The organism is Planktomarina temperata RCA23 (assembly GCF_000738435.1).
GTDB lineage: Bacteria > Pseudomonadota > Alphaproteobacteria > Rhodobacterales > Rhodobacteraceae > Planktomarina > Planktomarina temperata.
The window spans coordinates 438150-457838 of sequence record NZ_CP003984.1 but is presented as its reverse complement, the minus strand read 5'-3'; the positions used below and the strand labels follow the sequence as shown (position 1 = coordinate 457838).

Annotated in this window: 23 protein-coding genes and 1 pseudogene; 19 read left to right on the top strand and 5 right to left on the bottom strand. The window is 45.5% G+C overall.

Annotation, left to right across the window (positions count from 1 at the left end):
* The first annotated feature begins 41 nt into the window (after window positions 1-41).
* Both RCA23_RS02175 and RCA23_RS02170 read left to right on the top strand, forming a co-directional pair.
* Window positions 42-1196 carry a DUF6538 domain-containing protein gene (locus RCA23_RS02175; protein ID WP_044048850.1) on the top strand — a complete coding sequence of 385 codons (1155 nt, stop codon included), beginning with the start codon at window positions 42-44 and terminating at the stop codon, window positions 1194-1196.
* Window positions 1197-1281: 85 nt separating this feature from the next.
* Complete coding sequence (locus RCA23_RS02170) at window positions 1282-1680, top strand: DUF2306 domain-containing protein (protein ID WP_044048849.1); 399 nt, start codon at window positions 1282-1284, stop codon at window positions 1678-1680.
* Between the two features lie 320 nt (window positions 1681-2000).
* Here RCA23_RS02170 and RCA23_RS02165 read toward each other — a convergent pair whose 3' ends face one another.
* Complete coding sequence (locus RCA23_RS02165; protein WP_044048848.1) at window positions 2001-2714, bottom strand: GNAT family N-acetyltransferase; 714 nt, start codon at window positions 2712-2714, stop codon at window positions 2001-2003.
* A complete protein-coding gene (locus RCA23_RS16950) occupies window positions 2711-2821 on the bottom strand; it encodes a DUF6538 domain-containing protein (protein WP_430903221.1) in 111 nt (36 codons plus the stop codon). The genes RCA23_RS02165 and RCA23_RS16950 overlap by 4 nt, the downstream gene beginning before the upstream one ends.
* Window positions 2822-3118: 297 nt before the next feature.
* Here RCA23_RS16950 and RCA23_RS02160 point away from each other — a divergent pair, with 297 nt between their 5' ends.
* From RCA23_RS02160 to RCA23_RS02140, 5 genes and pseudogenes are all read left to right on the top strand, one after another.
* Window positions 3119-4093, top strand: coding sequence for a site-specific integrase (locus tag RCA23_RS02160; protein ID WP_044051195.1), 975 nt, complete (start codon window positions 3119-3121; stop codon window positions 4091-4093).
* A gap of 289 nt (window positions 4094-4382) precedes the next feature.
* Window positions 4383-5309, top strand: coding sequence for a potassium channel family protein (locus RCA23_RS02155; RefSeq protein ID WP_044048847.1), 927 nt, complete (start codon window positions 4383-4385; stop codon window positions 5307-5309).
* A gap of 143 nt (window positions 5310-5452) precedes the next feature.
* A pseudogene (locus RCA23_RS16695) lies at window positions 5453-5545 on the top strand (IS6 family transposase); the annotation flags it as partial.
* A 1433-nt stretch (window positions 5546-6978) separates the two neighbouring features.
* Complete coding sequence (locus tag RCA23_RS02145) at window positions 6979-8058, top strand: IS481 family transposase (protein WP_044048845.1); 1080 nt, start codon at window positions 6979-6981, stop codon at window positions 8056-8058.
* Between the two features lie 314 nt (window positions 8059-8372).
* Window positions 8373-8609, top strand: coding sequence for an Lrp/AsnC ligand binding domain-containing protein (locus RCA23_RS02140; RefSeq protein ID WP_044051194.1), 237 nt, complete (start codon window positions 8373-8375; stop codon window positions 8607-8609).
* Window positions 8610-8651: 42 nt separating this feature from the next.
* Here the strand turns inward: RCA23_RS02140 and RCA23_RS02135 are convergent, their stop codons facing one another.
* A complete protein-coding gene (locus tag RCA23_RS02135) occupies window positions 8652-10295 on the bottom strand; it encodes a M10 family metallopeptidase C-terminal domain-containing protein (RefSeq protein ID WP_169701308.1) in 1644 nt (547 codons plus the stop codon).
* Between the two features lie 544 nt (window positions 10296-10839).
* On the opposite strand from RCA23_RS02135, the gene RCA23_RS02130 reads away from it, so the two are divergent.
* From RCA23_RS02130 to RCA23_RS02090, 10 genes are all read left to right on the top strand, one after another.
* Window positions 10840-11136, top strand: coding sequence for a hypothetical protein (locus tag RCA23_RS02130; protein ID WP_044048843.1), 297 nt, complete (start codon window positions 10840-10842; stop codon window positions 11134-11136).
* Window positions 11137-11197: 61 nt separating this feature from the next.
* Window positions 11198-11401, top strand: a complete 204-nt coding sequence (locus tag RCA23_RS16945) for a helix-turn-helix transcriptional regulator (protein ID WP_430903218.1) — start codon at window positions 11198-11200, stop codon at window positions 11399-11401.
* Window positions 11401-12330 (top strand): AAA family ATPase, encoded by a 930-nt coding sequence (locus RCA23_RS02125; RefSeq protein WP_044048842.1) that lies wholly within the window; start codon window positions 11401-11403, stop codon window positions 12328-12330. Before RCA23_RS16945 ends, RCA23_RS02125 begins: the two co-directional genes overlap by 1 nt.
* Window positions 12331-12534: 204 nt before the next feature.
* Window positions 12535-12921: a DUF3127 domain-containing protein gene (locus RCA23_RS02120; protein ID WP_052376983.1), complete on the top strand. Its 387-nt coding sequence runs from the start codon at window positions 12535-12537 to the stop codon at window positions 12919-12921.
* Window positions 12922-13114: 193 nt separating this feature from the next.
* Entirely contained in the window at window positions 13115-13738 is a 624-nt protein-coding gene (locus tag RCA23_RS02115) for a DUF6854 domain-containing protein (RefSeq protein ID WP_044048841.1), read from the top strand.
* 501 nt (window positions 13739-14239) lie between these two features.
* Entirely contained in the window at window positions 14240-14617 is a 378-nt protein-coding gene (locus tag RCA23_RS02110; protein WP_044048840.1) for a cupin domain-containing protein, read from the top strand.
* 72 nt (window positions 14618-14689) lie between these two features.
* The gene (locus RCA23_RS02105; RefSeq protein WP_044048839.1) at window positions 14690-15010 is read left to right on the top strand and encodes an RNA-binding protein; all 321 of its coding nucleotides are present in this window, start codon (window positions 14690-14692) and stop codon (window positions 15008-15010) included.
* Window positions 15011-15050: 40 nt separating this feature from the next.
* Window positions 15051-15395: a nuclear transport factor 2 family protein gene (locus RCA23_RS02100; RefSeq protein ID WP_044048838.1), complete on the top strand. Its 345-nt coding sequence runs from the start codon at window positions 15051-15053 to the stop codon at window positions 15393-15395.
* Window positions 15392-15718: a hypothetical protein gene (locus tag RCA23_RS02095; RefSeq protein WP_044048837.1), complete on the top strand. Its 327-nt coding sequence runs from the start codon at window positions 15392-15394 to the stop codon at window positions 15716-15718. Before RCA23_RS02100 ends, RCA23_RS02095 begins: the two co-directional genes overlap by 4 nt.
* A gap of 17 nt (window positions 15719-15735) precedes the next feature.
* Entirely contained in the window at window positions 15736-16161 is a 426-nt protein-coding gene (locus RCA23_RS02090) for a GFA family protein (protein WP_081870864.1), read from the top strand.
* A gap of 274 nt (window positions 16162-16435) precedes the next feature.
* Here RCA23_RS02090 and RCA23_RS02085 read toward each other — a convergent pair whose 3' ends face one another.
* Window positions 16436-16810 carry a hypothetical protein gene (locus tag RCA23_RS02085; RefSeq protein WP_044048835.1) on the bottom strand — a complete coding sequence of 125 codons (375 nt, stop codon included), beginning with the start codon at window positions 16808-16810 and terminating at the stop codon, window positions 16436-16438.
* A gap of 372 nt (window positions 16811-17182) precedes the next feature.
* Between RCA23_RS02085 and RCA23_RS02080 the strand changes: the two genes are divergently transcribed.
* Window positions 17183-17581 (top strand): MAPEG family protein, encoded by a 399-nt coding sequence (locus tag RCA23_RS02080; RefSeq protein ID WP_044051192.1) that lies wholly within the window; start codon window positions 17183-17185, stop codon window positions 17579-17581.
* Window positions 17582-17754: 173 nt separating this feature from the next.
* Window positions 17755-18405, top strand: coding sequence for a GDSL-type esterase/lipase family protein (locus tag RCA23_RS02075; protein WP_044048834.1), 651 nt, complete (start codon window positions 17755-17757; stop codon window positions 18403-18405).
* A gap of 268 nt (window positions 18406-18673) precedes the next feature.
* Here RCA23_RS02075 and RCA23_RS02070 read toward each other — a convergent pair whose 3' ends face one another.
* A complete protein-coding gene (locus RCA23_RS02070) occupies window positions 18674-19207 on the bottom strand; it encodes a CIA30 family protein (protein WP_044048833.1) in 534 nt (177 codons plus the stop codon).
* Window positions 19208-19689 lie beyond the last annotated feature (482 nt).

Sequence of the window (19689 nt, the reverse complement as noted above, 5' to 3'; positions counted from 1 at the left end):
TAATACCTCACTAATTAGACTTAGCAAGTGAGCCGTAGACCATGCTGGCAACCAAATCTAATAGCTATACGTTCCAAAAGGACGGGATCTGGTATTTCTCCCGTAGAGTGCCCGCTGATTTACGGCGGCATTATCGGACGGGCAGAATTGCTTACTCGCTGAGGACTAAATCAGTCAGGGATGCTCGTGTGAGGGCGATGAATGATGCCGCTAAGTTGGATCGGCATTGGCACATTCTGCGGATTTCCTCGGATGATTTGCCAGGCAAGCATTTACTAGCAGATGCAGTTCAGGAATCACCCGCTGTAACTTCAATCGATGACCATTCTTTCAAGGCTGCTGTGGCAGTGTACTTGCGGTTAAAGGGCAATGACCGTCCTGCGACTTTTGCAGCCGCTGTGAGGCGTTCCTGTGGCTACCTGATTGATTGCTGTGGGATGAAAGACCTCCATGATTATGTTAGGTCTGATGCTACCAAGTTCCGTGATTACCTGTTTGCTAAGGGGCTTAATGGAGCCTCTGTGGCAAGGATATTTGGGACTGTGAGGGCCGTTATAAACTTGGCCCTGAGTGAGTTTGGGCTAGCAATCGTCAACCCTTTTTCAAACGTCTATTTTGATCACAGTGTTGGGGTGAAGAAACGCCACCCTGTAAAGCCTCAAGACATCAAAAAGGTACAAGCTGAGTGCTGTAAGGCTGATGATGAGAAGCGATGGCTGATCGCCATGATAGCGGACACAGGGATGCGTTTAGCAGAGGGCGCTGGGCTTCTACGTTCGGATTTTATTGAGCAGGATGGCATCCTATGCGTGAACATCAGGCCTCATCCTTGGCGATCCTTGAAGACTGCAAGTAGTGAAAGGGTAATACCTCTGGTTGGATCAGCTAAGTGGGCAGCAGAACGCATATTAGCACAGCCTGACAGTAGTCAGTTTGCATTCCCAAATTACAATGATGGTCAACGCACCAATGCAAACTCAGCTAGTGCTGCTTTGAACAAGTGGCTGAAAACCAAGATTGGGCAGGGGTACACCATTCACAGCTTCAGGCATTCGATGCGGGACAGGCTCAGGGCAGTTGAATGTCCCAGCGATGTCATTGATCAGATTGGTGGTTGGCTAACGCAGGGAGTAGGGGCGTCCTATGGCGAGGGGTATTCAGTTGGAGTGCTGCAAAAATGGATGCACTACCTTTGAGCAAGAATTGCTTTTGGACAACGTAAATGAAAGAACATCTCGACCCGACTTTATCCGTGACGGTTAAAGCAGTATTGAAGACAACATGGATTTAAATATTCTCAATTCAGCAGACCAACCTATACCGTTCCATGCTTATGCCGCATTCTTGGCAGTCATCTTGGGTGGTATCCAGTTAACAAGGCCAAAGGGAACAGGCTCACATAAGTACCTTGGATATATTTGGGTTCTGCTGATGTTGTGGGTCAGTATTAGCAGTTTTTGGATTCAAACCATCAAGATTATTGGACCATTTAGTCCAATTCACTTTCTATCCATCTTCACTATTTGGTCTGTTTTTGAAGCCATTAGATCAGTTCGAAATGGCAATATCAGGCGACACAAAACAATGATGAAACTGCTTTACTTGCTGGCACTTATTGTAACAGGTTTGTTCACATTACTTCCTGAGCGCACAATGAATGCGGTACTCTTTGGTCTTTAATTTAGCCGCAACACTTGTAGCCCGAATACGAGCATCCCTGTTGGGCAGGGCTACACCATGCATAGCTTCCGTCACTCCATGCGGGATAGGTTAAGGGAAGTTGAATGTCCAAGCGATGTTATTGATCAGATTGGTGGTTGGCTGACGCACGGCGTTGGGCATGGCTATGGCAAGGGTTTCCAGAAGAAAACGTTGTTAAAATGGATGCTGTTTATGGCGGACGAATGTATCTGAGATTTCGTTAAGCGTTTTGTGCGGCAATTAGCTTCAGGCAATCTTAATTGATTTGGCAGAGATAAGGCCAAAATTGCTACATAACATCAACTAAATTCTTTATTATCAATCTTATAAAGAATTGGTTTGGTAAGTGATGAAAGTGAAATTATAGGTTTCTGTTGATAATTAAAGTTATCGTCAGACAAGTAAGACTCGAATGCCGCTTTAATTCTGGGCCACTCGTTATCTATCACTGCAAACCATGCCGTGTTTCTATTTCTTCCTTTAGTTATAGACATTTGCCTGAAGACTCCTTCGTAAGAAAAACCCAGTCTTTGAGCCGCATATCTACTTTTCAAATTTAGGGCATTGCACTTCCACTCATAACGCCGGTAGCCATTTTCGAATGCCCACCTCATCATGAGGTACATTGCTTCTGTTCCTTCTTTTGTTTTTTGAAGCAGTGGAGAGTAATTTATGTGGCCAACTTCAATTGATCCATCAGGCCTGTTTATTCGAAGAAAACTAGCAACACCAACAGCCTTACCATCAGTGAGATTAATAATCGCAAAGAAGGTTGGGTCGTCATTAGCAGCTTCAGTTTCTAGCCATTTTTGGTATTCATCTAATCTTTCAAAGGGGCCATAGGGTAGATAAAGCCAATTCACTCCTTCGAGATCGATTAAATTAGCATTGTGTAAATCTTCGGAGTGTTTTTGAACATTTAATGGCTCCAATTGCACGGATTTTCCGACTAAAGTAATGCCTTTTGGGTGTGGTGGAGTTGAAAAGCCCTCTACGAAAAAGTCGTATTTCATTTGCTGCCCGTCCGATAATGCCGCCGTAAATCAGCGGGCACTCTACGGGAGAAATACCAGATCCCGTCCTTTTGGAACGTATAGCTATTAGATTTGGTTGCCAGCATGGTCTACGGCTCACTTGCTAAGTCTAATTAGTGAGGTATTACAATGCTTTGGGTGATTTATTGGTGCCCAGAAGAGGGGATGACTCCGCCTACAGGCACCAACGCTTAGCATTAACCTAACAAAACAAGGCTACTGTCTCATTCTGGTTCCTGCAACAGGCGTAAAATGGTCTACGGTTTGGTCTACGATAGCGAGGGGCGAGTGGTAGGCCGCCATAGGGCGGTATCATGTACAAGCCTGACCTGAGAGGCTCTTTTGACTTGAACTGAGGCACGTTAGGCGCACAATCCACAACCATGAGTGATGATGTGCCCCTACAACTCCCCCGCTATGTTTTTCGCAGAGCCAACGGCAGCTTTCGCTACAAGAGGAATGTTCCAGAGCGGCTTAGGCCCCTCATTGGAAAGGCGACCCTGTATCGCCAGCTCGGGGACAGCTACCGAGAGGCCATGCAGGCCCTGCCCCTGGTGCATGCCAGAATCGAAGCTTTGCTGAACGATGAGGCCAACAAGTCAGCCAGAGAACGCAGCTTGGAGATAATCCGCGGAGCACTGGGCGATGAGGTTGCTGAAATGGTACTGGCCGAGACAGTCCCGGAGTACTCTCCTATTGAGGATGCTTTGAATGAGCTGGGCAAAGACCTGCACAAGCAAAAGATGCCAACAGAAGTGGTCCAGCAAGTCTACACCGGTAAGCTGAAGCCTGACGTCCTGACCCTCGCCATGACCCTGGACCAGTATGAGGCCTACAAGTCAGACACCCCTAAGGCTGCCAGGGAGATTGGACAGCGGGTAGAACGACTGCGCACAGACATGAAGAGCGTCTTCGGCAAGCAGAAGCTGAAGTACACGCCCCTGACAGACATCACGAGACAGGATGCCAATGACCTGCGGGACCACCTCCTGAGCAGGGTCTCAGCCAACAGCGCAGTAAGAATGCTTGGTGTTGTGCGGACAGCCATCAACCATGTGATTGTGGAACACTCCCTGACCATCCCGAATGTGTTCACGAACCTGAAGATCAAAGGGGCGGGGGCCAGCAAGCACGACAGACTTCCCCTGACAGACAGTCAGCTCACCCTCCTTGAACCAGCCTTCTCGGGTGATGCCATAGCCTGGGCTCTGTATGTCACGCTGAGAGATACTGGAGCGAGGGTGTCAGAGATATCTGGCCTGAGGGTCAAAGACTGTGACCTCGTGGCCAAGTGCCTGGACATAAGCCCCACCCCTTGGAGAAGCCTGAAGACCACCAACTCGCAGCGCTCTGTCTGAATTAGTGGCGCCAACTATTGAGCGCATAGATTAAAGCTGCGCCAGCAATCCGATGCGAGTTCTCATTTGTCTGACATCACCATTACGATCCATAAGGATACTATTAGAAAAGTTAAACAGGCTGAACGCCTGCCTAAGCCCCGCCTGCCTAGCACATCTCATTGGCTTATGGTCGCATAACATTTGACCGATCTGGGATGATAACCGAGAGTATAACCTCAGATAATCTTGCCAAAGCGCGCTTTGGCAATCATGGTAAGCGCATCGTTGCATAAAGTAGGGGGTGTGCATGTCAAAATACCGCGAGGTGCAAAACCGGCTCAATCAGATTTTAGAGCGAGCAGATGTGGGCGACAGGGTCAGCCGAAGTATCGACTTGTTCCTCACTGCTTTGGTCATCATCAACATCATCTCCATCACCTTGGAATCTGTGCCTCGGTTCTACGCCGCCTATAAATTACTGTTTATATGGATAGAAATAATCAGTGTAGGGATCTTCACAGTCGAATATCTCTGCCGTGTTTGGGTCGCACCGAGCAAGGTCCCTGGCCAGTATAGCTTTGCTGTCACGTGCAAAGCGCGTGCCAAATACATGCTCAGTTTCAGTGGCCTTGTGGATCTTTTGTCCATCCTGCCCTTCTATCTACGCGCATTTTTCCCCTATTTAGATTTGCGGATTTTGCGCGCTTTGCGGCTGCTTCGCATTCTGAAATTATCTCATTATAATTCGGCTATGGAAGATCTGTTTGAGGCTATTAATGAGGAAAAGCGTTCGTTTTACGCTGCCAGTTACCTTTTCGCGATCTTGTTCATCCTCTCGTCGACATTGATGTATTTTGCTGAATATAGAACCCATCCAACGGGCTTTCAGTCAATTCCAGACTCAATGTATTGGGCGTTGATTACGCTTACCACAGTTGGCTATGGCGACATCACCCCCATCACCGCGGCAGGGAAACTTATCGCTGTTGGATCGGCAATTTTAGGGGTGATTGTGGTCGCTCTGGTCACCGGTATTGTCGCCTCTTCTTTTAATTCACAGATGGAGCGGCGGAATATCATTTTTGAAGATCAGGTGCGCAAAGCGCTTTTAGATGGAATTTTAGATCATACGGAAAAAGCGGATCTCGAGCGGTTGCGCAAAGAATTTGGCATGACCAAACGCAGAGCCGATGCGCTCATTAAACAGGTGCAAAGCATGCGTGCAAAGAAATAGCCCGAACCGATGAAGAGCCTGGGTAAGACCAGAGTAGCCGCTATTGGTAACATTCTATTTAATACCCACTGAACGGCACTGTCAGATTAAACTCGGTTGAAGCGAGCAGGGTGTATTTGTAGTCTCGCCGTATGACATAATACTCTCCATTCAGGTACTTTAAAACTAGCCGAGAGATCATCCGCCTGGCTGTGATGCTGTACGTTCGGTTTCCGCTGTCACTATGTAATGTGGAATGACCGCTTTACGAGCAAATCGAAGTAATGCCCAACTGAACATAAGCCCGAACAAAAGAGGCTGAGCCGCTACAGCCCAGCCCTAAAGTTTGTACATTTGCTTCGGGAAAAGAAATGTTACTCTCTTTACGCTGCAGCTGAGCAGGTGGATTACTTTAAGTTTAAGCGTGGTCATATTCTGTAAACGTACTAGCTCAACAGCAATGAAGGTAGATGGTGTTTACATGCACTGAGACCATGGCGAAGAGTTCAGTAGTCCCATCCCCCGTCTGCCTAAAGCTTTGATGTGGGATTCCTTGCAGGGGGAGTGTTGAGATTATGAATAAGCCAATCTTTACTTACAATGTCCCCAATGCGTCATGCACTTTCTGTGACCGAATTCAAAACCCGCATCCTGATTATAGCGATGAACCCATCGTTATTACACGGTTAAAGCTCCATCAATGCGATCATGAAGTGTGCATTAACTGTTACTGGGATATGGTGGCAGTCGCCAATGCCTCTAGTGCAAGCATCATGGATATTGCTACTGAGAAACTCAATGTGATGCGATTGTTAAGCAAGCAAGCCTCACCTAATGCTCGAAGCAGTTAAGCTTTAACGTGGTCTGTAAGCCCATTAACGCCAAAACTTCACCAGACTGCCTAAATGAGTGAAACCACGATACAGACCACCTTAAAATGGCTATCCAGCTACACTGGGTGCAACAATCACGTAGACCTTAGCCAACAAAGCGGCGGCTATGATGATTAGGCAGACTTGTTTTGTTCGGTTTTGCATGGACGGAGTTTAACACCGATGAAACCTCAGCCAACCAGCAAGAAAGCTTTGCTGTACTTATTAGTAAAGTATCGTTAGCGTTAATAAATAACTTTCTTACTATTAGTACATTGATCTAAATACCGCATTTACCCGTATCACGAAAAAGACCAATAACTGGGATAATAAACGATGGATACGCATGAAGAGTTTCTGAGGTTCTCAGCAGTTCTTAGCCACTGTTACCAAAAAGCTAAGGCTCAAAAGCTTGGCCTCACCGTTGAGTATGGAAAAAAGGCAGGCTTGCTGAACAGTCATAACAGGCTGTCGCCACTGGGCGTTCTAGTGGGCAATGTCCTAATGCTCAAGCAATCATAAGCCCTGCAGGTAAGCTGCCAATACAAGCCCAGCGCTCAACCAAACTATCATACTCCACGTGATAGCTCAGATGCCGCCACTTTGGATTGCGCCACTGTTGAAAGATGTACTGTATATCGTCACAGCAGCGGATGATGCGATACGTGCCACACTCTGATTGCCACAGACATGGGGAATGCTCGTGATGCTCTGGGAGGGTTATGACTTGATGCTTCACGACTGCACCGCAAACTTATCTGTAAAGAACGAGATTTAATCTGACAATTTTGTATATTTGAACAAAAGGAGTCAGAGAGATGACGAACATCGAAAGTAAACTAATCAAGCCCAAGCTTGGCGTTTTGGAATTGGCAAAGCAGCTTGGCAGCGTCAGCGCGGCTTGCAAAACCATGGGCTATTCGCGTGACAGTTTTTACCGCTTCAAGAAGCTTTATGAGAACGGTGGCGAAGAAGCCTTGCGCGAGATCAGCCGTAAGAAGCCGATCATCCGCAACCGTGTACCGGAACATGTCGAACGCGCGGTGATTGAGCTTGCGATTGAAAATCCTGCCTTGGGCCAGCTGCGTGTCGCCCAAGAATTGTTGCAGCGGGGCATCGTGGTCTCCAGTGGTGGGGTGCGGTCGATTTGGTTGCGCAACGAGCTGGAAACCATGAAAAAACGCCTGAAAGCCTTGGAAACGCGGTCCGCGCAAGAAGGGTTTGTTCTGACCGAAGCGCAGATTGTGGCGCTGGAAAAAGCCAAGTCACAACGTGAAGCGGCTGGTGAGATTGAGACCTACCATCCCGGCTATCTTGGCAGCCAGGATACCTATTTTGTCGGCACAATGAAGGGGGTTGGACGGATTTACCAACAAACCTTCGTCGATACATATAGCCGCGTGGCAATGGCAAAACTGTACATTGAGAAAACGGCGATCACTGCCGCCGATATGTTGAATGACCAAGTCGTACCCTTCTTTGACGAACAAGAGGTGCCCCTGCTGCGCATCTTAACAGATCGGGGCACGGAATATTGCGGCACCGTTGAGCGTCACAGCTATCAACTGTATCTGGCCATGGAAGATATTGATCACAGCAAGACAAAAGCCAACCATCCCCAAACAAACGGGATCTGTGAACGCTTTCATCGCACCATGAAAAATGAGTTCTATGACATAGCGTTCCGCAAGAAAATCTACGGATCGCTGGAAGAGCTGCAAACAGACGTTGATCATTGGTTGGCAAAATACAACGAACAGCGACCCCATTCGGGAAAACATTGCTACGGAAAAACGCCCATGCAAACATTCCGTGAAGCTCGACATTTGGTAGGCGAAAAGACTATCCCTATCACAAACCAATCTGACAGCATGTACGAAATGACACACGCTGGATGATAACAATGTCAGATTAAATAATGTCTTTTACAAAATTAATACCTCGTATTTACTCTGTTTATATGACGATTATTAAAAAATAAATTTTCCCAACCACACACATTTAACTTTGCCTAACCCCAGCCCATCCATCGCAATGTCAAAGTTACCTGTATTGGAGGGTCCCAAAGCGGCTAAGACGCTCTTTTGGGGACGCCGGTCAGAAATTGTCAGATCAATTCTCATCCTTTACAGCTAAGCACAATTGGCTGCTTGTGCAGTTTGGTGAAATGGGTATGGTTTTTAGTGGGATCTTGAAAGGTAAAGGAATTGCGATGACTTGTCTTTTTGTACAAATACGCTGTCGGCCCGGTACGGCCTATGACGTCGCCGCGCAAATAGTGATGCGTGAAATTCACTCTGAGCTTTATTCCACCAGTGGTGATTTTGACTTAATGATGAAACTTTATCTGCCAAATGATGAGGATATTGGGTTGTTTATAAATGACAATTTACTCAATATTGATGGCATCGAGCGCACTTACACGATTCAAACTTTCAAAGCGTTTTAACAGGTTGGATCCTCTTGGTCGGTGATTGCCAATACATCGCAGCTAAACCACACTTACAAAATTTGCACTGCTCCACATATCAATATCCAGATAATTACCTTGGAATACTGCGAGCTGATCAACTGTTAGCTCTCCGGTCATAGTCGAAGCTGTATACAATCGCTGTTCTGCTCCAGTTTCTTGACTGTCCGCGCACACTAAGATCGAGTTTAATTGTCCAGATAGATCCAAACTCGTGAGGCTCCCCGTATTGAGCTCCCGCACCACATCATCTGAGGTATCGAGATTTGCACCTACAACACGCACAACAGCTGCGGCGATGTTTAACTCAGGCACATTGGTCACAGAAATCAACGGCAAAAAATCAAAACTAAGGTGCAGGAGATCCCCAAGATCAAGGCAATCACCGCTAACGCCCTGCGTGAAACCGTATATTATGTCCGGCCTATCCGCTGTGCTTTCGCCATTAAACTTCACGGTATCCCGCGCCTGAACGTACTCCGACAGATCGATGACGTCCGCACCCCTGCCAGAAATGACCGTATCACGTCCTTCACCGGCAAAAATACGATCGTCACCACCCCCGCTGCTCAGCGTATTGTTGAGTGCGTTGCCAATAATAGTGTCGTTGCCGGACCCTGTTGTCGCGTTCTCAATCAATGAACCATTAGAAATCGTAAGCTGATTTGCCGAAGTGATATAAGCGGACTTTGAACCAATAAAGCTGTGACCACCGGACCGCAAATCTACAAATACGTTTTGACTGCCTTGATATGCGACTGTGTCTCGCCCACCACCATCGACAATAAAAACACCCGAAGAGTTTGAAAATTCATAGGTGTCGTCTTCCAAGCGGTATGACGGGTTCACACCATAAAGCTCTGTTAACGCCATGAGATCCAACACCCGTGCATCACCTGCAAAAGTGGATGGGTCGAGGTTGTAGGACATAACAGTGTAAGGGCTTGTATCTTCGCGAGAGCCAAGCACATTCGTATTATCGCCATCGGCTTCAAACGGATGTTTGAGACCAAGCGCATGATAAATCTCATGCAACATGATTTCATAATCGAAATTAGTGGTCTCAGACCCAACAAAACGAGGGGCCACATAATCATCGGATATAAAAACATCCATACCGACTTCAAAGTCTGGATTCGGGAAATAAGCAAAACCAACTGCTTCAGTTTGGTTACTTACGCCTATTGCAATAACGTTCATGTCTAATGGGTCGGTAACCTCAATAAATGAAACATTTAGATAGGCCTCTAATCGATCAAAGATTTCCCTTCCAGCAGTTTGCACTACCGCGTTTGCCGTCTGCCAACCTATGACGCCCGGCTGCTCATAGGACGGTTGCACGACTGGAAATGAATACTCAATTACACGCGAATATCGTTCCAAAATCGGATCAACCGAGCGTTCAGGAGCATCCATAAGCAATGACGCCGTCCAATATGGTTGCACCAGTTCAGCTTCTAATACCTTGAAGTTTAGATCAACCGAAACAGGGGGGTCGTAATTTGCAGGTGGTGGGACATAGGACCCCAAGGACCCGTCGCCTCCCTGCTCACCACCTCCTCCGCAGCCCGCAAGGCCAAATAGCGTTACGCTGGAATAGGTCGACTGTTTAACTGCCGGCCGAAGGCGCTTATGCTTTGAACCAGGTCGTGAGGGGTTCGTCATAAGCGGTATCATTTCATTACAGTCCTCACCGGGATTACACAGAGACATAGCCCGTCAAATCTACTTGAACAAGCCTACGCCGACAAGAGCTGCACCGAGTATGAGCTGTTTCATTGGATGGCTTACTTTGGGCGTGGGTGTTCGACAACCTTTGCATCACCCACGGAAAAAGCCCCCCAACTATCTCTAGTTAGAAGGCCTTCCGTTGCCGTGAGCAAGTGTACGACTGGAGATCATTAAGTTAAACCCACAGCGTGTTCCTTAGGTGAGCAGCCCAAGTTTCCAAGGGGGGCTCAAGTTTTAGTTTTTAGGCGATAACGAAGTTGTCTGTTGTCAGCGTATCCAGATCAAAATCCAAAACTGTCTGTCCAACCAGTGTTACTTCATTAGTGTCTGCAACGTCACCATCACCATTCGCATCATGTAAGAAGATGTAGAGGTTTTCATCGTCTGCAGTACCGGTATCTACGGCAGTATCACCTGATACGACGACAGCGGTGCCGGCAAGCCTAGGGATCTTTCTGTATGGCTTTCTGACGTTCTCATGGACATAAAAAAAGAACCTAAGAATGGTAGAACTGGCCCAAATAAATCACAAACTGAACATCTCTTTCTGCTGGGTCTGGTGGCTACAATTGCCACCGTTTATTCCAAACCTGTTTATCCAAGCGTCTCAACAGGTGACAATGGCAGTGTTCTGGACGTAGTAGCAGTGGCTAGCAGTCGAGCAAAAAAGGAAACTGGTAAAACCATTTTTCCGGCTGGCTCCTCCGCAATGAAGAATCGATTTATAAAATCGAAGAAGATTTTATCCTTCTTGCCCAAAATTTCTGCGAAATAAACTAATTTTGTGACCAAGCCAGAGCCATAGTGACTACGTAAATTATGCACATCTTAACAAGATGGAGCAGACTATGCGTATTCTAAAAGCCCAACAAGTATCAGACCTCACATCCATATCGCGATCACACCTACATCGCATGGCTCGTGAAGGTAACTTTCCCAAATCCATAAAAATCAGTCAGTGCAGAAGCGGCTGGTTAGAAGAAGACGTTCAAGCATGGATTTCCGAATGCGTACGTAAGCACCGCAGTGGAGGTAACTAATGATGACCGCCGTGGATTTTGAAGTTGATGATCCGTGGGATACTCCACGGATCGGACGGCCGTTAATGAGCCTGCTCACTGAAACACTCGAAGAGCGAGAGCAGCCGCATAGCTGGCTGCCACCCGGCTTAACGCTGCTGAGTGGTAAAACAAAATCAGGAAAATCTACGCTCGCTGAGCAAATCGCTGAGGAGGTATCAACTGAAAAGAAAGTTCTTTACTTAGCGCTAGAATATAACAAGCGGATGGCTAAAGGCCGTTTCGAACGCTTCAATGAAAGCCATCAGATACACCTTGTACTCGAAGGTGAAATTGATCGAATAGGCCAAGGCGGTGAAAAAGGACTGGAAGACCTATTACTCACTTACAATCCAGAGCTAATGATCATTGATATTTTAGCGAAGCTGAAGCGACTGAACACAGGTCACTATGACGCTGAGTATAAAGCCATGACAGAGATTAAAGAACTAATCGATAAGTACGACAAAGATTGCTTGGTACTCACACACTCGGGGAAACCTACTGGCAATGATAGTGATGACCCCTTCGATAAGATAATCGGTTCGACAGCCTTACAGGGGGTGCCGGATAACCTTATGGTGCTTACTCAAAACGGTGGACAAACCAAGCTTCAAGCTAAAGGACGTCTCATATTTCCAAGCGAAAAAATTCTTACCTTTGACAGCGGAAAATATAGTGAGAGAGCTGGAGTTGGGGCTGAATATGAAGACAAGGCGCCCGTACAGGCAGAAGTATTGAAACTACTGAAGGCCAGCCAAAAATTGACAGTGAATGAATTGGCCAACACACTCGGAAAAGACAAAGGCCAGGTAAGTATTATATGCAGGAAGCTTTCTGAAGATGGGAAGATTAAACGCAAAAATCGCAAGGAGCCTTGGGAATATGTTCAGCAAATACCAGACTACTAAAGCCTATCTCAACTGTCTCAACTCTATCAACTACTGAACTAATTGTTGAGAGAGTTGATAGAGTTGAGTTGATAACTTTAGCTCTAATGAGAGACCAAGCCGATGCACCTAATGCGTAGCTTCAACTCAATCCACAAGAGTCAGAGGAATACGCTTGGCCTTTTATTCAGATCGCGTAGTTTGATACGAAAGTAATCAGTTACAGTGAATGCAGAAAAGGTGGTAACTTTGGAAATTTCGGGAAAAATTGTAGAGATATTGGAAGTTAAATCTGGGAAATCAGCAAATGGAGAGTGGCGTAAGCAAGAGTATGTTATGGAGACTGAAGCCCAATATCCCAAGAAAGTCTGCTTCATGGCTTGGGGCGATAAGATTGATCAGTTTAATATCCAGAAGGGAGAAACCGTTGCGGTTTCAATCGATCTGGAAAGCCGAGAGTATAACGGTCGTTGGTATACGGATGTAAAGGCTTGGAAGGTTTCACGGGACGATGCTACCGCGGGTAGTCCACCACCATTTGCCGATCAAGGTCGTTACGAACCGTCAAGCATGGATAGCTCGCCGATAGGTAACGACGATATTCCTTTCTGAGAACGTATAGAGATTGAGCGAGCCTTAGGGCAGAATATGTACCTATAGCGTTGCTGCTGGTTTTACCGCCCGCACCTCGCATAATGCTCCACTAGGCCAAAATTATTCCAACCACTTCAAGATTTAGACTTGAACGAAAGTAATGCGCAGGGTTTTTTGTACGTAGCGGGATATTAATCTTAGGAGCTAAAAAATGTCGGAAAATTTCTACGTCAATACAGTTGGAGCTGTACCAGCTGGCAAACTATCAGAAGCTGTTTCGCTAGGTGTAACGCTTGCCGAGGAGTCCAAGGCAGCTGGATCAACTAGAGCTAGCGTTGGTACCATAATGACCGGCGACAACGCAGGCAGCGTAGTCTTTCAGCAATTCTTCCAGTCTCTGAACGATTTTGCAAATGTGATGGATGCCTTCGCTACATCAGACACTTACGGAAAAATAATGGGAACTGGATTAACAGTCACGATGCGCAATATAGCAAAATTTTGCGACGTACCTTTTGATGCACCGACTAACCCTCAAAGAAAATACGTAATTTTAACACGTGGTAAATCTCATATCTCACAACCAGAGTTAATGGAATTGATGGCAGAAGCATCCCCTATGTTTGCAGAGACTGGGGCGCAAACTTTTAGGTTTGCTAGAATAATGACAGGCAATAATGCTGGTGATTTTTTATTGGGTGTAACATATCCCTCAATGTCAGAAATCGAGGCTACTTATGACGCAATCGCTAGTAACCCTATTGCTGCAAAAATATATAATGCACTTGATGTAAACTTACGTACCATCATCAAAGTTCATAGTACGGCAACGTAGAATACTTGGTATCAAAATCGGCCACTACTTCGCCTTTCACTAATTATTAACTCGGTCAGCCGGTCAAAAGTTTTAATGCTGGCTGATCCGACCTAATAAATTTCACAGCAGAGTACATTTTCTGTAATGGATGCTCAAAATATTACTTCTGCGCTTCCCGAATTATGAAAAAGAATGAACCTTTTTTACAAAAAATGTGAGAGCAGGACATATCACTGTAAAAGAGTGGCTGTTTTTCGCCCCCCCCTCACCTATTGAGGGTTATGCAAAGTGATTTTCCTTAACGAATACCAGTTCCATCCATAGCAGCATCTGAAGCACCCTTGTGGACGATCTGATACGTGTTGTTACACTTCACGCCACAGTTGTTGCATCTGGCTATCTGACCTACCTCGTGGGCTATGGTGTTTATGGAGCAAAAACCACTCCCGAATTTGATATAGATTTTCACTAAAAGTTGCCTTACGATAATCACATTAATAGAAAGTTTGGAGAACAGTAATGTCAAAATCCTTATCAAGTAAGTCATTCACCAATCCCGATGTTTTGAAAGAGCCGGACAAAACACATTCAGCTTCGGTTGACTTAGGTGTGGCGACAGCCACCAAATTAGTGCTGCAACCGGGCTGGAAATGGTCAGAGTGCGTCAAACCTTTGGTGGGTGGTCATAGCTGTCAAGCAGCGCATGTTGGCGTTGTAATTCAAGGTTCAATGACCGTTGCACACGACGACGGGTCTGAAATAACGGTTCATGCGGGTGACGCATACACCTTCGCACCGGGCCATGATGGTTGGGTAAATGGAGATATTGAGTTTATTGGCTATGAAGTCACCGTATCCGCCAAGAATTTCGGAGCGTGGAGTACGGCTAATACGTGAGCCACGTCACTAACCACTGCGTGGAGCATCGCTGAATTAGCCACGCGTGGGACCAACAAAAAAGATGACAAAATGACAACCATTAAAAGACTAAATGTAAACACCTTTACTTCTGAAGCGGACAACGACTCGTTTATCGCCGAATTATCCGAGCTTTGGCAAACTTGGTCTGGGCCAACAAGTTCTTCTCGAATAACTGTGGATATCAACAAAGATCGAAATAACCCCGCTAGAATGACTGCATTTGTAACGGTTGAAAGCGAGGAAGCTTTAGAGGACGCTCTAGTGGATATGAATAAATGGAGCTTAAAGTTCGTTGTACCCATACGTAGTAAATACAAGCACGATAACTTAATGATTGATGCCGACTTGATTGCCTCGATCTCAAAGTAGTTCCGTAAAGCCAACAAAATAATAATGAGGGTACGAAATAATGATTTATGATAAATATGCTGAGGCATGGGATACACAAAACATAAAAATGCTGGCTAGCCTTTGTCATCCCAATTTTGAGATGGTCATGCATTCCTCCGGCACTATCGTTCAAAAAGCAGACTATATCGAACGCCTCGAACCGCTAATCCAAAAGTTCAAACCAGAAAACAGGCGGTGTCTTTATGAAAATGAAGATGTTTTGCTTATGCACTTCATAATGCCTTTTCCAAATGGAACGAAAGATGCTGTTCTATACTATATCCAAAAAGAAGATGGCTTAATGCGAAGAATAGAGACTGGCTCAACACCAATAAAAATAAATTTGAGTGAGGTAGATCAATGATCAAAGCAGAAACAGTTTTAACTGCGTGGGATAAAACTCTCGAAACCCGCGACTTCAGCCATTTATCTGTATTTTTGTCGGATGATTTTCAGTTCGAAGACACAACTGGCGAAGTTGAAGATTTAGCAACTACCAAGAGCTGGTGTATTTTGGGTGAAATACGCATAAAAAACTTTAACATAATACGGGAAAATGAAGATTATATAGTGGCAACGCATGATGTCGTTCAAGATGGGAAACCCCGCTCAAACGTAATGGTTTACGCTGAAAAAGCGAACGGAAAATTCATTTACTGGAAAATTCAGCGCGCCTTTGAAATGTGATGTGAAAGGAATATTTGATGTCAGTCTATAGCGGTAGTTGTTTGTGTGGTTCTGTTACATTCAAAGCTAAGGGTGAACCACGGCGTGTATTCGAGTGCTACTGTACTTGGTGCCAAAAAATTTCCGGTGGGTCCTCCAGAGCCTACGCTGTGTTTGATATGGGTAAGGTCACATATGAGGGTGGAAAAGTTTCTGAATTCGTGGACACCAAAACCGAACATGGCTTTAAAATGACTAATCGCTTTTGTTCGAAATGTGCCTCACCGGTAGAAATGCTCGTTGAGAGAGTGCCTGATGGTCAGTTTGTTCCCCTTGGTACGATAGACCAAAGACAAAATTTTGACATTCATGAGGGTCTATGGGGGCAAGAAGCCTTACCACATGTCGCGTTTAAAGACGGGCGTGAAGTGCGAAAGCAAGGTGGTGCTAGCGCATTGGTCTAAAACGTGCTGTGAGACAAAGCAGAACACCCAAAACATTATTGGCACAGCCTAAGTATATATAAGATCATCAATTCAGACCACAGTTATGACATCTGGCTCTCTGACGTACCTCATGGGCTGTCGTATCGCCTCCTACGACAGCGATCAGGTTTGCTACCTCTAGCATCGTATGGTGCTTACAGAGGCCGCAGGTGATGCTGAGTTGGTGCTGCGGCATAAATCCTACGATAGTGGCAGCCACCCTAAATGTCTGCAGCCTTTTCGCATTGTGTAATTAATCGCACTTTTCGTACTGGCTTGATAGGCAAGTCGTTGCCTTGGCTTCTATTCCCTTAAGCTCCTCTTCGTTAAATACAAATGCAGCGCCATTATACAGTCCTTCAATAGCAGTATTTCCGTTTGCCATACTGACCGAATACCAAATGACAGCTAGTTCGCTACTTTTAGGCAGGCCACCTTGTCCAAAATGATAAAGTTGCCCTAACAGTCCCTGCGAGTTAGCGTTGCCTTTTATAGCTTCTGCCCTTGCAAGTTTTGCAGCCGCTTCCCAAGCTCTTGCGTCAAAAGCATCCTGTGCAGTTTCATAAGATTGTGCTGAAACGCTTGAGCCAAAAAGTGCAAGCACGCATAAAGTCATAAGTTGTTTCATTTAATTCTCCAAATAACTATCCAATGACCGATTAGAAAAGCCTAGCACGAACGGCACCTAATACCACACCATATCTTAAAGCGGTTTTATGATGCTGTTTGGATTGCTAACACCGTCTATTTTTGAGGTTTATAGGAAAATTTATCCGACCTAACCCCAGCCCCATCCATCGCAACGTCAGAATTACCCGTGTAAACGATCTGATACGTGTTGTTACCCTTCACGCCACAGTTATGGCATCTGGCCCTCTGGGGTAATTCTTAGACTTCTCGCTCACCGCTTCAACATACAGACTAGACGGCCTGTGCGATTCCAATGGTAGAAGGGATTAAGACGCATTTCTTCATCACTCGAGGCAAAAGGAAAGCTCAAATGTCATCACTAGAATTTTATACAAGTCTCTCTGCTATCTGGATCGCAATAGCATGGGTTCCTTATATTTTGGATAGGATCATGGTTCACGGTCTTGCTGGCACAATGGCAAATCCAACTCCCAGTTTGGCGCAACAATCTAATTGGGCGATGCGAGCCAAGGCAGCCCATGGTGTGGCAATACAAGCATTCGCAGCATATGCGCCTTTAGCAATTCTTGCTATGATACGTATTCCTGAGGATGGCTATCCAGGTATTTTGGCTATGACATTCTTTATTGGTATATTTGCTCACTACATCATCTATGCAATCGGAATAACTGTTTTGCGTACTTTGAGTTTTGCGCTTGCTTCATTATCCACACTGGCACTGGGTTTAAGGATAATTGGTATCATTTAACCTTTAGTTAATATGCTTGAAGCGGCATCGCCTCCAACGACAGCTATAAGGTTTGCTACTTCTAGCCTCTTATGGTGCTTACATAGGCCGCAGGTGATGCTGAGTTGGTGCTGTGGGTCTAGATTATAAACGAACCTCATCAAAGGTGAAAATTTTCCATAAGGTAAAAGACCATGAATGAACCTAAAACTCTTCTCCTTTTTGGCGACTCAAACACACACTGCACAATGCCTATGCGAGAATTAGGTGAGCGCAACCGTCATCCCTTGAATATCCGTTGGACGTCCCTTCTTGCACGCAAACTTGGAGACAATTGGAGAGTAATTGATGAAGGCTTACCTGGCAGAACTACAGTTCACAACGATCCTATTGAAGGCGAACACAAAAACGGAGCAAGCGTTTTACCCGCTATCCTAGAAACACACCAATGTATTAGCGTTATTGCTATAATGCTCGGTACTAATGATCTTAAATTTAGGTTCGGAGTAAATGCATTTGATATCGCGCAATCCATAGGAAAATTAATACGGATTATTCGCGCATCAGGTTGTGGGCCGAAAGGGGAATCGCCCAAAATTATAGTCATCGCTCCGCCTCCAATCAAAGAGGTCGGTGCCTTAGCAAAAATATTCAAAGAAGGTGAGAGACTATCATTAGACCTAGGAAACGAGATCAAAATAGTAGCTGAATGTGAAAATGTATTGTTCGCAGATCTCAATAGTCACGTATGCGTTTCAAATATTGATGGCGTTCACTATGACTCCGTAGCTATGGAGCCAATTGCTACTCTCATGTTTGAGTCTGTTAGGAAGTTGAGCTTTTGAATATTTTCGTAGGCAAGAGATTTTTGGCTCCTACAAAATCAAACACAGCCATCTCATCGGGCGTGGGTCGAGAGTTTGGTCAGCCTCTCTTATATCCAAAAGCCAAGTTATGGTCTGTATCACAGGTATCACCAGAGCAGCACTCAAAGATATTAGACTTACAGATTACACACTGCTCATGCCCATGCACTACGACAGTGTTCAGAGGTGACTGGCATCTGGGGCAACGCTGCTGGTGTGCGTTGGCTGGGTTCAAGAGGTTATCCAATCAGTAAAACTCCAAACTCTGCACCGATACATCAGCCGTATAATCCTTACCGTATGCGACAATGCCTATAGTTTTGATCTTGCTTTGGTTGAGTGTAGTTCTCATAAGGGATGACGACTTTACAAAAGTCTCAAACGGAAGCCTTACCTCACTCCATGAGCCGTTTGTTTGAAAACTATGATGATAATAGTGCCAAGGTAAGCGAGTGTTGGTACTCCTGATGTTCAAATAATAAAGATCACCGTTACCTTTAACCGTCAGTTTGATACCTGTTTTTCCCTTCGCCGCCTCCCATTCCACTGGTGACCGAACCTGAATAAAACCACCATTATTAGCTGTAGAAACTTCACCGCTCAGCCGAATGACTTGGGATGTTCCTTGATCTTCAAACTGTGCAGTTCCCTCAGAAATACCACCCATAACTGTGTCTGCCAAATAAGCCCATTGTCCTGTTTTGATGAGGTTATCAGCCATTGCGCTACCATTTGTGAGGAGCAGTATCAGAGTAAATAAAGATGCCGCAATAGTCTTCATAGCTTTCTCCTTTTGCTGGTATTGACGACATATTGTGAGTTGCCCGTGAATTAAGACTTACTTAGTAAGCCGTTCCGTAATGTGATCCTAATAGTCGCTCTTCTTTTTGAACATATCTATCATCATCATAATTCTCATCACGAAGCCTTTGAAGGATTGTTTAGCGAACTCAGGCTTATCTGCATCAGGCATATCATATTTCCGATCTTCTCAGCTTAATAGATGTTTCTGTAAGCCTAACTCCGCACGCTGTAACAGGTAAATCGTTACCTTGGATTCCCACCTGTAAAACGGGCCAACCCAATTCATTTGGTTATGAGTCTAAGGGACCTGCAGGCTCCTACCGGTTATCTTAGACGCCCAATGACGTAGCCAAAAGGGAGCATGTCAGTCAGGAGGATCTTTCCAATGGCTGCAATTAGCCTGTTCAAAGCATGGATACCCTTCAGTGCAAATAAATGGTGAGCAGGGATCAAGGTCAA

Bases quoted from the DNA above. Each gene is read 5' to 3' on its own strand.
- RCA23_RS02135 (WP_169701308.1), bottom strand. From the start codon at position 10,295: ATGACGAACCCCTCACGACCTGGTTCAAAGCATAAGCGCCTTCGGCCG.
- RCA23_RS02130 (WP_044048843.1), top strand. From the start codon at position 10,840: ATGGACATAAAAAAAGAACCTAAGAATGGTAGAACTGGCCCAAATAAA.
- RCA23_RS02105 (WP_044048839.1), top strand. From the start codon at position 14,690: ATGACAACCATTAAAAGACTAAATGTAAACACCTTTACTTCTGAAGCG.
- RCA23_RS02075 (WP_044048834.1), top strand. From the start codon at position 17,755: ATGAATGAACCTAAAACTCTTCTCCTTTTTGGCGACTCAAACACACAC.
- RCA23_RS16945 (WP_430903218.1), top strand. From the start codon at position 11,198: ATGGAGCAGACTATGCGTATTCTAAAAGCCCAACAAGTATCAGACCTC.
- RCA23_RS02145 (WP_044048845.1), top strand. From the start codon at position 6,979: ATGACGAACATCGAAAGTAAACTAATCAAGCCCAAGCTTGGCGTTTTG.
- RCA23_RS02160 (WP_044051195.1), top strand. From the start codon at position 3,119: ATGAGTGATGATGTGCCCCTACAACTCCCCCGCTATGTTTTTCGCAGA.
- RCA23_RS02080 (WP_044051192.1), top strand. From the start codon at position 17,183: ATGTCATCACTAGAATTTTATACAAGTCTCTCTGCTATCTGGATCGCA.
- RCA23_RS02155 (WP_044048847.1), top strand. From the start codon at position 4,383: ATGTCAAAATACCGCGAGGTGCAAAACCGGCTCAATCAGATTTTAGAG.
- RCA23_RS02140 (WP_044051194.1), top strand. From the start codon at position 8,373: ATGACTTGTCTTTTTGTACAAATACGCTGTCGGCCCGGTACGGCCTAT.
- RCA23_RS02170 (WP_044048849.1), top strand. From the start codon at position 1,282: ATGGATTTAAATATTCTCAATTCAGCAGACCAACCTATACCGTTCCAT.
- RCA23_RS02115 (WP_044048841.1), top strand. From the start codon at position 13,115: ATGTCGGAAAATTTCTACGTCAATACAGTTGGAGCTGTACCAGCTGGC.
- RCA23_RS02070 (WP_044048833.1), bottom strand. From the start codon at position 19,207: ATGAAGACTATTGCGGCATCTTTATTTACTCTGATACTGCTCCTCACA.
- RCA23_RS02100 (WP_044048838.1), top strand. From the start codon at position 15,051: ATGATTTATGATAAATATGCTGAGGCATGGGATACACAAAACATAAAA.
- RCA23_RS02110 (WP_044048840.1), top strand. From the start codon at position 14,240: ATGTCAAAATCCTTATCAAGTAAGTCATTCACCAATCCCGATGTTTTG.
- RCA23_RS02125 (WP_044048842.1), top strand. From the start codon at position 11,401: ATGATGACCGCCGTGGATTTTGAAGTTGATGATCCGTGGGATACTCCA.
- RCA23_RS02090 (WP_081870864.1), top strand. From the start codon at position 15,736: ATGTCAGTCTATAGCGGTAGTTGTTTGTGTGGTTCTGTTACATTCAAA.
- RCA23_RS02085 (WP_044048835.1), bottom strand. From the start codon at position 16,810: ATGAAACAACTTATGACTTTATGCGTGCTTGCACTTTTTGGCTCAAGC.
- RCA23_RS16950 (WP_430903221.1), bottom strand. From the start codon at position 2,821: ATGCTGGCAACCAAATCTAATAGCTATACGTTCCAAAAGGACGGGATC.
- RCA23_RS02175 (WP_044048850.1), top strand. From the start codon at position 42: ATGCTGGCAACCAAATCTAATAGCTATACGTTCCAAAAGGACGGGATC.
- RCA23_RS02165 (WP_044048848.1), bottom strand. From the start codon at position 2,714: ATGAAATACGACTTTTTCGTAGAGGGCTTTTCAACTCCACCACACCCA.
- RCA23_RS02095 (WP_044048837.1), top strand. From the start codon at position 15,392: ATGATCAAAGCAGAAACAGTTTTAACTGCGTGGGATAAAACTCTCGAA.